Consider the following 12,489-nt stretch of genomic DNA (forward strand, 5'->3'; position numbering starts at 1 on the left):
TCGTATTCATTCCGAATAAATTACCAAAACCATGATTATACTCATTGTAGTAGTATTTGCAATCCTAGGATTTGTCGTCAGCAGCAGACTGAAAAGCAAATTCAAAAAGTACTCTCAAACGCCTCTTCAGGCCAACCTATCAGGTGCTGAAATTGCCAAGCTGATGCTTGCAGACAATAACATTCACGATGTGCAAGTCGTCTGCGTAGAAGGTCAATTGACCGACCACTACAATCCGATGAACAAAACCGTGAATCTTTCTCCGGATGTATTCTACGGCCGAAATGCCGCTGCAGCTGCCGTTGCCGCACACGAATGCGGTCACGCCGTGCAGCATGCGACATCCTACACTTGGCTCAACTTCCGTTCTGCCATGGTACCCATTCAAAACATATCCGGGAAAATCCTGAATGTGGTTTTGATCGCCTCCCTTTTCGGAGGATTTGCACTTGGACTTCCTGTCCCTCTGATTGGATACATCGTGGTAGGCTCTTATGGAGTGATGACCTTGTTTACTTTGGTGACACTTCCTGTGGAGTTTGACGCTTCCAACAGAGCCTTGGCTTGGGTACAAAACCGAAATGTGGTCACCCGAGATGAATACGCCATGTCCAAAGACGCGCTCAAGTGGGCGGCGATGACTTATGTAGTAGCTGCGCTAGCTTCTCTGGCTACTCTCGCGTATTACATTATGATTTTCTTTGGCAACAGGGATTAATTCTAAGAAAAAATAAGTTTACTAAAGGGGCATTTTTGCCCCTTTTCTTTTTTTGGCTATCTTTTCGCCAAGAATATAACACCCGATAATTTAACTACTTCTATGAATTTCCAATTGACCGAAGAGCATCTGGCCGTAAGGGAAGCAGCGAGAGAATTTGCTCAGAGCGAACTACTTCCCGGAGTGATTGACCGGGACACAGAAGCCAAATTTCCCACAGAACAAATCCGAAAAATGGGTGAATTGGGCTTCATGGGCATGATGACCGACCCGAAGTACAATGGTGGAGGGATGGATACCCTGAGCTATGTCCTGGCTATGGAGGAGCTTTCCAAAGTGGATGCTTCTGCTTCTGTCTCCATGTCCGTGAACAATTCCCTTGTCCTTTGGGGCTTGGAAAAATATGGCTCAGATGCCCAAAAAGAAAAGTACATCCCCAAACTGGCTACCGGTGAGGTAATTGGGGCTTTTTGCCTTTCCGAACCGGAAGCTGGCTCTGACGCTACCTCCCAAAGAACCACCGCAGAGCTAAAAGGCGACCACTATCTGCTCAATGGAACTAAAAACTGGATTACCAACGGGAATACTGCAAGCATTTATTTGGTCATAGCCCAAACTGACCCCTCCAAAGGCCACAAGGGCATTTCAGTTTTCATCGTGGAAAAAGGCTGGGAAGGATTCGTCGTGGGAAAAAAGGAAGACAAATTGGGAATCAGAGGGTCCGATACCCACTCCTTGATGTTTACCGATGTGAAAGTCCCGGTCGAAAACCGAATCGGAGCAGAGGGCTTTGGATTTACTTTTGCCATGGAAACCCTAAATGGCGGTCGAATCGGCATTGCCGCCCAAGCATTGGGGATTGCAGCAGGAGCTTACGAATTGGCACTTGCTTATTCCAAGGAAAGAAAAGCCTTTGGCAAACCTATCAGTCAGCATCAGGCTATTCAGTTCAAACTAGCCGATATGGCAACTTCGATTGAAGCTGCCCGGCTTTTGGTGTACAAAGCAGCCTGGCTAAAGGATCAAGGCGAGGATTATGCCCATGCTTCAGCCATGGCCAAATTATATGCTTCCGAAGTCGCAATGAATGTAACTGTAGAAGCAGTCCAAGTTCATGGAGGATATGGTTACGTCAAAGAATACCATGTGGAGCGCTTGATGAGAGATGCCAAAATCACTCAGATCTATGAAGGCACTTCTGAAATCCAGAAGATCGTAATCTCTCGTGGAGTGTTGAAATAATAAAATTTAAAGGCTTTAGAAAAGGGTATAATTCAAATAAATTATATCCTTTTTTTTATTTTTATGACTTTCTGAAAAATATATTCCTGTTCTTTTCTGGAAAAGTGATATTTTTACCCTCTACCTAAATCTTACTCCATGGATTATTACAATAAAATCATTGAATCCGTACACATTCGTTTTTTGAAAGGCAACAACTACCGGGTAGAAAAGGCAGTGAAGATAAACGACTACCAGGAAAATGAAAACGCCCTGATTTTATTGCACCATGGAAACCTAAAATTCGGAGAAGATCAGGAGCTGGTCAATGAAGGAGAGATTCTTTTTCTCCCTAAAGGAAGAAAAACAGTCCTTACTATAGGAAGCAGCAGCAAAAGAGCCGAGATGGATTTTGAGCAGTTTTCGGACTCCAAAAGAAAATACCTGCAAAGCATCAGCTTCAAAGACATCAAAAGCATAGATGAAGACTGCATCTCCTTGATCAATTTTGAATCCAAGGTCTTCGATGTGGTTAACTTTTTTAATTCCCTGGATATTCCACCCTTCATCATTCGGTTCAATGACCGGATTGCCACGCTGATCGAGGATATCGTGAAGGAGCTTGAAAACGGAACGGTGGGAAAAGAAAGGGTACTCAAATCACTCACTGAGGTGCTGATGATCGAGCTGCTCCGGCATATTTTGAAAAACCGATTGTTTACCGAAGAGCTTTCCACCAACGCTACCTATTTCAAAGACCCAAGACTCATCGACCTATTCAATTACATCAAAACCAATCTCAATGGCGATCTGTCCAACAAAGTCCTGGCACAGGTAGCCAATGTATCGGAAGATTATGTAGGCCAATACTTCAAAATGCTCACCGGAATCAATCCTCAGGACTACATCGAATACCAACGAATGGAAGCGGCTGTGGAGCTACTCCGAACCTCCAAAAAGTCCATTCGGGATATCGGAAAAGAAGTGGGCTATAAAGACACTGCCTATTTCTGCAGACGATTCAAGATGATGTATGGTGTGCCTGCCGGAAAAATGAGAAGAAGGGACTCTTTAATTAGCTTCCAATAAGTGATTGTAAGCTTTTTTGAGCTCCAAAATCTCTTTTAGAAAATCAGGATCTTTTTCTACCTGATTGCCCAATACCACCAAATCTGCCCCGGCATCCAAGGCCATTTTCACTTTTTGTGGGGAGTCCAATCCTCCCCCTACAATCAATGGACTTTTTACCAAAGACTTGACTTCAAAAATCACCTCTTGACTCACAGGCGCTACAGCTCCACTGCCTGCATCCAGAAAAAAGCAAGTCAAGCCTAAGAACTTCCCGGCTAATGCCGTATCCGACACCAATTGAACTTGAGAATTGAGCAATGGAAGCGTCTGACTGACCGAATGGACGCTGTGCAGCTCCCCATTATTGACCAAGATATAAGCGGTGGGGATCACTTCCAGCCCGGAATCGTGAATTTGTCGGGCAGCTTTGACCTGCTGACCAATTAAGTATTCCGGATTACGTCCTGAAATCAGGGAAAGAAAAAGTAAAGCATCAGCTTCGGCAGAAACTTGTCCTTGGGACCCGGGAAAAATACAAACAGGAACCCCGGAAACTATACTTTTCACCTCTCGGATCAGATCACCCAAGCCTTCACCGGCAGAGTAGCTGCCACCAACTAGAATCAAATCCAAGGCGCTTAATTCAGGGAAATTTCGAAGCCGATTATCAATTCCCTTCTCCGGGTCAATCAACCACGCTACACCCTTTTTCCCCGATTTGGAAAGATCCTTAAGAAGCTTTTTAACTTTCTTCACTGTCTTTTACCTCTTCGGGCTGGGTAAAAAGAGCGCTGTAGATTTTGTCCTTGGCCAATGCCAATCCCAAAATCAAGACCCGCTGGGTCAGACTGGGCCAAAAAGTGGATTTTTTGGGTTCGGTAAGACGCTTCCGGATATCCTCATTCAGCAATCCCTCCCGGTCCAGCACTTCCAGGGCTTCTTGGGTTTTGTGCTGCTTTTTCTTTCGGGTAGCCTTGACCACTGCAAATGCCAAAAGGGCTCCCGTCGCCACTACAGCACCTACTTTCAGCCAATCCTCAGATTCTTTTTTCAGCAATTCAAGCTGTTTATTGAGGGTCTGCTCAAGTTCTTCAGACCTTTTTTCCAATTCCTTACTCATCGGTAGTTTTCTCGTTTTTTATGTTGGAGAAAAAGTTTTTCAATGCACCCTCCGTTCGCTGTCTCAACCTCAAGGAATCCCTACTCAGATACAGCACCAGTACCACCAACAAGTACATCAGAGCGACTATCAGAAATCCCAAATAAGGGCTTTGTGTCACCTGACTAAGGAAAAATGCCAGAGAAAGAGACAAAAACAGGAACACCAGCAGCAAGAGACTTCCGATGATCACCAACAAAATCAGACGGGAAAGAAAACCCAAAAACTCTTCCTGAATTTCCTCCTTAATGAGCCCGATTCGAGCTTCGACTATTCCTCTGAGGGTCTTGATAATTTCCCCGACATTGATCATGGTTGGATATAAATTGAAGGCTAAACTAAAATCGAATATAAGCCAAAACCCTTCACCAAAAAAATCATTGGGCAGTACCTTCTTCTCCCTGCGTATAAAATCTGTAGGTCAAAACTAGCTCTAAAGCCATCAAAATCGCCTGATTAATCGGATAAAGCTGATTGAGATGATCGTCGATGTCTGAAAGCCGTGTGTACCATTGAGAGGCCATGGGAATTTCCATAGTGTCATTGATCTTTTCTGAAACTACCCGATAGGCCTCCGCCTTTTCTTCCTTCAGGGGCTTACAGGTTATCAATTCCTTTCTCCCTGTCTTTTGGTTTCTACGAGCAGAGGCGGCAAAAAGCCTGCAGATCAATCCTCTTTGGGAATAATTTCCACAAAAGCCCTTCTTGCCGTCATCGCTTAGCTTACGATACACCACACAGGACCCCGGCTCCTCTTCCATTGCCAACTGTTTGGCGATTTCATCTGCGATTCCTTTGGACTCCAGATCAAATGCCAGCGGCAAAAACTCCAAAGGTGACGCTGGCACCTTGGGGTTGGAGCAGCAAAACCCGCAGCCCGATAGGCATCCTAGCCCTCCTTCCTGATGAAATGTCTTTGCTTCCTCCTCCAGTTCTGAAAATAATTCCTGAACTGCCCGGGCCTTCTCTACCAGACTCATACGATGTGAATATTGGGCAAAGTTAGGATGAGAAAAGGCGGATAAATCCTTCCGAACAAAGATTTTTTTACTCTGATTTACAGCTTTTTACAAGACTTAAGTCAAAAAGAATGACCAATATAGGCTGGGAATCGTTTTTTTAATGTGTTAAACAAGGACAAGATGAGTCATATCGATGAGAAAAAGTCGGAAGAAAGAATCCGACGAGCGTTTGAGGAAAGAAATTGGAGCGAGATAAAAAGTGAAAATTCCTGGGCCATTTTTAAAGTCATGTCAGAATTTGTGGAAGGCTTCGAAAAGCTGGCAAAAATCGGCCCCTGTGTCTCTATTTTTGGTTCTGCCCGAACCCCAAGAGACCATGAATACTACCAAGTGGCAGAGGAAATTGCAGCAAAGCTCGTCCGTCATGGGTATGGAGTGATTACCGGAGGTGGACCGGGCATCATGGAAGCAGGTAACAAAGGAGCCTATTCGGAAGGAGGAAAGTCTGTAGGCTTGAATATCCAGCTTCCCTTCGAGCAGTTCAACAATATCTACATCGACCGAGATAAGTTATTGACCTTTGATTACTTCTTTGTCCGCAAGGTCATGTTTATCAAATATGCTCAGGGTTTTGTGGTACTTCCGGGAGGATTTGGCACTTTGGACGAATTCTTTGAAGCGCTCACCCTGATTCAGACCAACAAAATCGGTCGATTCCCGATCGTATTGGTAGGCAAGGATTACTGGGGCGGACTGGTCGACTGGATCAAAAAGACCTTGCTGAGAGGCGATCCTAATTACATCAGTGAGTCTGATTTGGATTTGTTTACCGTGGTAGATAATGCTACAGAGGCTGTTAAAGCCATCGATGAGTTTTACAGCAAATACCTCCTCAGTCCCAACTTCTAAACCCAATGACGAAAAGCGGATTCCTTTTTCTTTTGATTTTATCTTTTGCGGGTTTCTCTTCGTACGGACAAGAGGCAGAAGCCAAGACGGTGGTGTTCAAAACCCGCTGCGTATCCTCCCTCGAAGAGCCTGGGAATCCGCTTTTTGTGATCTTTGTGGGAGATTTAACGGGGGAGTTTGAAGACAAGGATATCCGAGGGATTAATCCTGATCACATCAAAGAAATGAAAGTACTTAAGACGCCTGATGCTGTGAAGGAATATGGAGAGGCTGCCAAAAATGGAGCTATCCTGATTTGGCTAAAGGATGAAGCGCTGAATCAACTACCAAAAGCGATGGTAAAAGGGTTGTCAAAAATGAAGTCTGCTGACCTCAGCCCACTTTGAGCCTAAGCTCACCCTGTCTCTTGACCACTTTCAGTTCAAAATACTGATTGATAAAGCCCTTGCAGTTATTTTCTGCCCATTCTGCCCGAGATTCTGTATCGAAAAGCAGGGTCATCCTCAGCATGGTTTTGACATATTGCTCATGCTGTCCGAGATTTTTCACCCAAAAGAGAAAAGTTGATTCCCACTCCTCTTTGAATTTGTCAAAGTGACTTCTCCCATCAAAAAGTAATTCGAGTTGGTTATCCCCATTTCTGAATCGGTAGATGCCACAAAGCTGTCTGTAAATCAACCGAATCCTATCCGTAGGAAACTCAAACGTATCCAAAATCCGCTCATACGTCTCATCCATCAGCTGTAAGGGATTGTAAAGATGAGTGTAGGACTTTTTCAACTCATACACCATCTGATCGAGCAGTTCTTCCTCCAATGCAAATTGGGCTTGGCGCAAAATGTAATTTTTGTCTAAAGGAAACAGCTTATCGATCATTCAATCAGGGGGTTTGGGCAAAAATACTATTTCTCATTCAAAAAAAGGAAAAAAGATTGTCCTGAAAAATCCTGTTTTTCTTCTTTTTTCCCTTTTCCTGACCTCACCAATCTGAAGGCCTTGAGGAGCGATAGGCACTCATTTGATCCAATAGCTCCACCGGATCATCAGAGATTATGATTAAGTCCTCCTGCTCCGGATAGAGAAAGCCCTCCTCCATGGCATGATTTAGAAAGTCAATGAGCTTGTCGTAGTACCCATTGACATTGTAGAGAGCCAAAGGCTTTTGGATGTAGTGTAGCTGATTGAGTGTCATGATTTCAAAAAGCTCCTCCAGGGTACCTATTCCACCCGGCATAGCAATGAAACCGTCTCCCCGCTCAGCCATCAGCCACTTCCGATCCCGCATGGTCTCGACGATGATCAGCTCGGTGCATCCGGTGTGGGCTACTTCACGATCTACCAGTTTTTGAGGGATAATTCCCAAAACTTCCTTTCCCGCCGCCAGCATTTCATCTGCTATCACTCCCATCAAACCTACTCTTCCTGCACCATATACCAGAGAAAGATCTCTTTTGATCATCTCCTGAGCCAATGCCCTGACTCCAGCTTCGTAAATGGACCCATTGCCTTTTTTGGACCCGCAGTAAACCGTAATTTTTTTCATTTCATTCTGTGGAATTTGATTACTAAAATAGAAAGATCGAAGGATTGCAATTGGAAGGGAAGATAGATGAATTTATTTCTGAACAGAATCTCCTTTCGAAAAAGAAGAAAATTGGAGGTTTTCGCCTTTGGAAAAGTATTTTACCTTCATCTTTGAAAATCAAACACGAATTCCTCTTTCCCCCTCTCTGCCATGAAAATCTGTTTTGCGACCAACAACAAAAAGAAAATTGAGGAGGTAAAAGCCGCTCTTGGTCCTGAACATCACATCGTCTCGCTTGAGGAAATAGGATGTCATGAAGAACTTCCGGAGACAGGAAATACGCTTGATGCCAATGCCTTCCAGAAAGCCCGATATGTCAAGGAGCACTATGGAGTGGATTGCTTTGCGGACGACACAGGATTGGAAGTAGAGGCATTGAATGGGGCTCCGGGGGTGTATTCGGGAAGATTTGCAGGAGAACCCCGTAGCGATGAGCGAAATATTGAGCTTCTATTGGAAAGAATGAAGGATCAAAGCCATCGAAAAGCCCGGTTTAGAACGGTGATTGCGCTGATTTTGGAGGGGAAAGAATATGCCTTTGAAGGAGTGGCAGAAGGGGAAATTCTGGAAGAAAAAGTTGGCACTGGAGGGTTTGGATATGATCCTGTCTTCCGCCCCAAGGGTTTTGAAAAGACATTTGCTGAATTGACTTTGGAAGAAAAAAACCAAATCAGTCACCGGGGAAAAGCAATAAAATCATTAATTGAATTCCTCAGCCAAAGAAAATTCTGAGTAGTCCCAAAATGAATTAACTTTGCCCCTCATGAAAAAACCCTTCATCGTCGGTATCACAGGAGGCTCTGCCTCCGGAAAGACTCTTTTTCTGGAGCGATTGTTGAGCAGCTTTGATCCCGGCGAGGTTTGTCTTATCTCTCAAGACAACTATTACAAACCCCGGCATCTCCAGCCCATCGATGCTCAGGGGGTTCATAATTTCGATACGCCTCACAGCATAGATTTCGAACAGTACGCAAGCGATATCCGCAAAATCCAACAGGGAGAAACGGTGTATCGGGAGGAATATACCTTCAACAACGCAGCCAAAAAACCAAAAATGCTCACCTTCAGCTCTGCTCCCGTAGTGGTGGTTGAAGGGATTTTTGTTTTGTACTATCCTGAACTGGCAGATCTGTTGGATTTAAAGATTTTTATTGATGCCAAAGATCATATCAAGCTCAAAAGAAGAATCATCCGGGACAAGGTAGAGCGGGGCTATGATCTGGATGATGTGCTCTATCGGTATGAAATGCACGTGATGCCCACTTACGAAAAGTACATCAAGCCATTCAAAAATGAGGCTGACTTGATCGTCCCAAACAATCAAAGTTTTGAAAGGGCTTTGGATGTGATCCGTACCTACCTCAGAATCAAGTCACATACCTAAGCTAAAAAATTGGGCTGGAATCGCTTCGATTCCAATTATTCTCTATATTTGCCGCGCATGAAAAAGAACTTCGGCACATCTTCAAGCTTACTGAAACAGCGGCTCACTCTGCTGCTGGTAATGTTCTTGTGCTTTTTTGTGTCAAGCGTAGAATATCTGCCTACGGATGCCGAGCAGGTTCGAACCGAGCAGAACGCCGATAATCCCGATCAAACCATTATTAGTGTTGCTTTGGATGCAGTTGTACCTTTTGCGGTGCAAGTGGCCGACACCATATTTTATCTTATATACCAGATTTTCAGCTTTGAGCTGAAGCTTCCTACTCTTCAGGCAGTATCTGCCTCTATTCCCAATTCTCTGGTGGAGACGCTATTTGAGCGGATAATCTCCACCAAAGGGCCCTGATTTTTTTCTTGATTCATTTCCTTTTCCCTTGATGGGAAACCCATTCACACGTATTTCTTAACAAACAATTACTTATACCTTATGCAAAACAAAGGCATCATTGTGTTTTTGACAGTGGTCATTACAGCGCTCTGTCTGTATTATCTGTCATTCACTTTCGTATCCAATGGAATCCAACAAACAGCAACTGAATATGCTACGGATACCAATGGCAATATAGATTTCGGGAAAAGAAGAGCCTATCTTGACTCTATCTGGAGACAGCCCGTTTACAGCTTCTTGGGAGCTGATTTCACTTACCAAGAAGTAAAAGAAACCGAACTGGGACTTGGACTTGACCTTCAGGGCGGTATGCACGTGACCTTGGAAGTATCCCCTGTGGAGATTGTCAAGGGAATCGCCGGAAACCCAAGAGATGAAGCATTTAACAAATCAGTAGAAGAAGCAAGAGAAGAGGCAAAAACCTCCAATTCTCCTTTTGCAGATCTATTTTATGCAGCTTGGCAAAGAAACAACCCAGGTAAAAACCTAAGCAGCATTTTTGCAACTGCTGCCAATAGAGGAAGAATTTCTCTGGAATCCTCTGATTCTGAAATCCTCGACATCATCAATACTGAGGTAGAAAATGCCATCGACCGTTCTTTTAATATCCTAAGAACTCGTATCGACCGATTTGGTACTTCTCAGCCCAATATCCAGAGAATCGCAGGTTCTGGCAGAATCCAGATCGAATTGCCTGGTGCTGACAATCAGGAGCGAGTAAGAAACCTTTTGCAGGGTGTGGCTAAGCTTCAGTTTTGGGAAGTATTGGAGCTCAACGAATATGGAGGAGCTATCGAAACCATCAACTCAACCTGGGTATCTGACCAAAAAGCAACTACTACCGAAGAAGAACCAGTGGTAGAAGAAAATCTTTCTCCAGAAGACTCTTTAAAGAATGCCCTAGAGAAGCAATTGGAGGAATTGGATCCATTGAACTCTACCAATGATGTGTCTCCGGTCATCAGCTTGCTCAAGGCTAACTACGGTTTGGTGTACGATATGAGAGATACCCTCGCGGTCAATCGAATCTTGAAAAATGAGAGATATCAGGCCTTTTTGCCAAGAGACCTCAAACTTCTTTGGGGCGTTAAGCCGGTAACTGCGGAAGACGGCACAGAAATCATCGAACTCTATGCTGTGAAGACAGCAAGAGGAAGTGATGAAGCTCCTTTAGAAGGTGACGTAGTCACTGATGCCAGACAGACTTTGGATCAGACTTCCAGACCTGCCGTATCCATGCAGATGAATGCAGAAGGTGCCAGAAAATGGAGAAAACTTACCTCCGAGAATGTAGGCAGAAGAATTGCCGTAGTATTGGATGACTACGTGTACACCGCTCCTGTGGTGAACGGGGAGATTCCTAACGGTCAGTCTGAAATCTCAGGTAACTTCTCCCTTCAGGAAGCCCAAGATTTGGCAAATATCCTCAAATCAGGTTCTCTTCCTGCTCCGACTCAAATCGTAGAAGAAAGCATCATCGGCCCAACTTTGGGTAAAGAAGCTCAAAGCCAAGGTATTATTTCCATGGTAGCCGGTTTGGTTTTGGTGGTCTTGTTCATGATCGCTTATTACACCAAAGGTGGTTTGGTAGCTATTGCGGCTCTTGTATTCAACATCTTCTTTATTCTTGGAATTTTGGCTCAGCTTGGCGCCGCCTTGACTTTGCCAGGTATTGCAGGTATCGTATTGACCATTGGTATGTCAATCGATGCTAACGTATTGATTTTTGAACGAATCAAAGAAGAACTGAGAAACGGAGCTGGATTGCTTGCAGCAATCAATTCAGGTTACAATAAAGCCTTCTCAGCTATTTTGGATAGTAACGTGACTACCTTCCTTACCGGTGCCATTCTGTACTCTTTGGGCCAGGGACCGGTTAAAGGCTTTGCGATTGTATTGATGATTGGTATTGCCTCCTCTTTCTTCTCAGCGGTATTCATCACTCGCGTGATTGTATCCTGGATGACCAAAAAAGGAGATAAGAGCAACATCAATTTCTCTGCTCCATTTGCTAAAAATGCACTTTCTGCCCTACAAGTTGATTTCTTGAGCAAGAGAAAAGTAGCTTACCTGATCTCTACAGGGATTATCATCATCGGTTTGGCTATTGCAGCCATCAATGGATTGAAATTTGGAGTTGACTTCTCCGGAGGTAGATCTTACATCGTAGAGTTCAACCAGCCGATGGTTCCATCCGACTTGAAAGTTGGCTTGGACGGTGAGTTTGACGGCTCTGTGGAAGTAAAAACTTACGGTTCAAACAATGTCCTGAAAGTAACCACCTCTTACCTGATCAATGAAGATGACGACGCTTCCAACTTAGAAGTAGAAAACAAAGTGAAGGAAGGAATCGCCAATGTGACCGGATTTAACTTTATCGAAAACGCTGAATTGTTGGGTGAAAATCAGTTTGCAATCACCGGTTCATCCAAAGTAGGAGCTACTGTAGCAGATGATATCAAGGCTTCCTCCCTGGAAGCCATGATGGTCGCTTTGATTGCGATCTTCCTCTACATCTTGTTGAGATTTAGAAAGTGGCAGTTCTCTTTGGGTTCCATTGTGGCTTTGATTCACGATACCCTATTTGTAATTGCTGCCTTTGCTATCGCCAGTGCATTCGGAGCAACATTTGAGATCGACCAGGTATTCATTGCTGCGGTGTTGACGGTGATCGGTTACTCTATCAACGATACGGTGATCGTATTTGACCGAATCCGGGAAAATATCGAAAACAGAGGCACGCACAAACTGGTGAAAGTATTCAACGATGCGATCAATCAGACTTTGGGCCGTACCTTGATCACTTCCTTCACTACCTTGATCGTGGTGATCGTCTTGTTGATTTTCGGCGGGGAAGTACTGAGAGGTTTCTCTTTCGCCCTGTTTGTAGGTATCGGAGTGGGTACTTACTCCTCTATTTTCATCGCGACTCCAATCGTAGTTGACTTGATGAAAAAGGAAATCGAACAAGAGTCTGGACAAAAAGAAGCTAAGAAAACAGCTTAATCCAAACAAAATACACAAGAAAGGAGC

The 12,489-nt window shown here is 44.2% G+C and carries 15 protein-coding genes; 9 read left to right on the plus strand and 6 right to left on the minus strand.

The window, feature by feature from the left end:
- Positions 1–31: 31 nt before the first annotated feature.
- The 3 genes from AAA938_RS11645 (at position 32) to AAA938_RS11655 (ending at position 3,028) form a co-directional block, all read left to right on the plus strand.
- Entirely contained in the window at positions 32–718 is a 687-nt protein-coding gene (locus tag AAA938_RS11645) for a zinc metallopeptidase (RefSeq protein WP_338228907.1), read from the plus strand.
- A gap of 102 nt (positions 719–820) precedes the next feature.
- Positions 821–1,960 (plus strand): acyl-CoA dehydrogenase, encoded by a 1,140-nt coding sequence (locus tag AAA938_RS11650; protein WP_338228908.1) that lies wholly within the window; start codon positions 821–823, stop codon positions 1,958–1,960.
- 138 nt (positions 1,961–2,098) lie between these two features.
- Positions 2,099–3,028: an AraC family transcriptional regulator gene (locus AAA938_RS11655; protein WP_338228909.1), complete on the plus strand. Its 930-nt coding sequence runs from the start codon at positions 2,099–2,101 to the stop codon at positions 3,026–3,028.
- Here the strand turns inward: AAA938_RS11655 and AAA938_RS11660 are convergent.
- From AAA938_RS11660 to AAA938_RS11675, 4 genes are all read right to left on the minus strand, one after another.
- Positions 3,011–3,766 (minus strand): geranylgeranylglyceryl/heptaprenylglyceryl phosphate synthase, encoded by a 756-nt coding sequence (locus AAA938_RS11660; RefSeq protein WP_338228910.1) that lies wholly within the window; start codon positions 3,764–3,766, stop codon positions 3,011–3,013. The genes AAA938_RS11655 and AAA938_RS11660 overlap by 18 nt on opposite strands.
- The gene (locus AAA938_RS11665) at positions 3,753–4,130 is read right to left on the minus strand and encodes a hypothetical protein (RefSeq protein WP_338228911.1); all 378 of its coding nucleotides are present in this window, start codon (positions 4,128–4,130) and stop codon (positions 3,753–3,755) included. The genes AAA938_RS11660 and AAA938_RS11665 overlap by 14 nt, the downstream gene beginning before the upstream one ends.
- Positions 4,123–4,482 carry a phage holin family protein gene (locus AAA938_RS11670; RefSeq protein ID WP_338228912.1) on the minus strand — a complete coding sequence of 120 codons (360 nt, stop codon included), beginning with the start codon at positions 4,480–4,482 and terminating at the stop codon, positions 4,123–4,125. Before AAA938_RS11670 ends, AAA938_RS11665 begins: the two co-directional genes overlap by 8 nt.
- A gap of 64 nt (positions 4,483–4,546) precedes the next feature.
- Positions 4,547–5,149, minus strand: coding sequence for a YkgJ family cysteine cluster protein (locus AAA938_RS11675; RefSeq protein WP_338228913.1), 603 nt, complete (start codon positions 5,147–5,149; stop codon positions 4,547–4,549).
- A 162-nt stretch (positions 5,150–5,311) separates the two neighbouring features.
- On the opposite strand from AAA938_RS11675, the gene AAA938_RS11680 reads away from it, so the two are divergent.
- Both AAA938_RS11680 and AAA938_RS11685 read left to right on the plus strand, forming a co-directional pair.
- On the plus strand, positions 5,312–6,040 hold the full coding sequence (locus AAA938_RS11680) for an LOG family protein (RefSeq protein ID WP_338228914.1): 729 nt from the start codon (positions 5,312–5,314) through the stop codon (positions 6,038–6,040).
- Positions 6,041–6,045: 5 nt separating this feature from the next.
- On the plus strand, positions 6,046–6,426 hold the full coding sequence (locus AAA938_RS11685) for a hypothetical protein (RefSeq protein ID WP_338228915.1): 381 nt from the start codon (positions 6,046–6,048) through the stop codon (positions 6,424–6,426).
- On the opposite strand, the gene AAA938_RS11690 is transcribed toward AAA938_RS11685, so the two are convergent.
- Both AAA938_RS11690 and AAA938_RS11695 read right to left on the minus strand, forming a co-directional pair.
- Complete coding sequence (locus tag AAA938_RS11690; RefSeq protein ID WP_338228916.1) at positions 6,413–6,916, minus strand: hypothetical protein; 504 nt, start codon at positions 6,914–6,916, stop codon at positions 6,413–6,415. The two genes, AAA938_RS11685 and AAA938_RS11690, sit on opposite strands and share 14 nt — an antisense overlap.
- A gap of 103 nt (positions 6,917–7,019) precedes the next feature.
- On the minus strand, positions 7,020–7,583 hold the full coding sequence (locus AAA938_RS11695; RefSeq protein WP_338228917.1) for an LOG family protein: 564 nt from the start codon (positions 7,581–7,583) through the stop codon (positions 7,020–7,022).
- A 192-nt stretch (positions 7,584–7,775) separates the two neighbouring features.
- On the opposite strand from AAA938_RS11695, the gene AAA938_RS11700 reads away from it, so the two are divergent.
- The 4 genes from AAA938_RS11700 to secDF all read left to right on the plus strand — a co-directional run bounded on the left by AAA938_RS11700 (position 7,776) and on the right by secDF (position 12,462).
- Positions 7,776–8,357: a non-canonical purine NTP diphosphatase gene (locus tag AAA938_RS11700; RefSeq protein ID WP_338228918.1), complete on the plus strand. Its 582-nt coding sequence runs from the start codon at positions 7,776–7,778 to the stop codon at positions 8,355–8,357.
- 31 nt (positions 8,358–8,388) lie between these two features.
- Positions 8,389–9,009 (plus strand): uridine kinase family protein, encoded by a 621-nt coding sequence (locus AAA938_RS11705; RefSeq protein WP_338228919.1) that lies wholly within the window; start codon positions 8,389–8,391, stop codon positions 9,007–9,009.
- A 138-nt stretch (positions 9,010–9,147) separates the two neighbouring features.
- Positions 9,148–9,414 carry a hypothetical protein gene (locus tag AAA938_RS11710; RefSeq protein ID WP_338228920.1) on the plus strand — a complete coding sequence of 89 codons (267 nt, stop codon included), beginning with the start codon at positions 9,148–9,150 and terminating at the stop codon, positions 9,412–9,414.
- Between the two features lie 81 nt (positions 9,415–9,495).
- Entirely contained in the window at positions 9,496–12,462 is a 2,967-nt protein-coding gene (secDF, locus tag AAA938_RS11715; RefSeq protein ID WP_338228921.1) for a protein translocase subunit SecDF, read from the plus strand.
- Positions 12,463–12,489 lie beyond the last annotated feature (27 nt).

The organism is Algoriphagus taiwanensis (genome assembly GCF_036245645.1).
Classification (GTDB): Bacteria; Bacteroidota; Bacteroidia; order Cytophagales; family Cyclobacteriaceae; genus Algoriphagus; species Algoriphagus taiwanensis.

Coding starts and splice junctions, on each gene's coding strand:
- AAA938_RS11645 (WP_338228907.1), top strand. CDS start 32: ATGATTATACTCATTGTAGTAGTATTTGCAATCCTAGGATTTGTCGTC.
- AAA938_RS11650 (WP_338228908.1), top strand. CDS start 821: ATGAATTTCCAATTGACCGAAGAGCATCTGGCCGTAAGGGAAGCAGCG.
- AAA938_RS11655 (WP_338228909.1), top strand. CDS start 2,099: ATGGATTATTACAATAAAATCATTGAATCCGTACACATTCGTTTTTTG.
- AAA938_RS11665 (WP_338228911.1), bottom strand. CDS start 4,130: ATGAGTAAGGAATTGGAAAAAAGGTCTGAAGAACTTGAGCAGACCCTC.
- AAA938_RS11670 (WP_338228912.1), bottom strand. CDS start 4,482: ATGATCAATGTCGGGGAAATTATCAAGACCCTCAGAGGAATAGTCGAA.
- AAA938_RS11675 (WP_338228913.1), bottom strand. CDS start 5,149: ATGAGTCTGGTAGAGAAGGCCCGGGCAGTTCAGGAATTATTTTCAGAA.
- AAA938_RS11680 (WP_338228914.1), top strand. CDS start 5,312: ATGAGTCATATCGATGAGAAAAAGTCGGAAGAAAGAATCCGACGAGCG.
- AAA938_RS11685 (WP_338228915.1), top strand. CDS start 6,046: ATGACGAAAAGCGGATTCCTTTTTCTTTTGATTTTATCTTTTGCGGGT.
- AAA938_RS11690 (WP_338228916.1), bottom strand. CDS start 6,916: ATGATCGATAAGCTGTTTCCTTTAGACAAAAATTACATTTTGCGCCAA.
- AAA938_RS11695 (WP_338228917.1), bottom strand. CDS start 7,583: ATGAAAAAAATTACGGTTTACTGCGGGTCCAAAAAAGGCAATGGGTCC.
- AAA938_RS11700 (WP_338228918.1), top strand. CDS start 7,776: ATGAAAATCTGTTTTGCGACCAACAACAAAAAGAAAATTGAGGAGGTA.
- AAA938_RS11705 (WP_338228919.1), top strand. CDS start 8,389: ATGAAAAAACCCTTCATCGTCGGTATCACAGGAGGCTCTGCCTCCGGA.
- secDF (WP_338228921.1), top strand. CDS start 9,496: ATGCAAAACAAAGGCATCATTGTGTTTTTGACAGTGGTCATTACAGCG.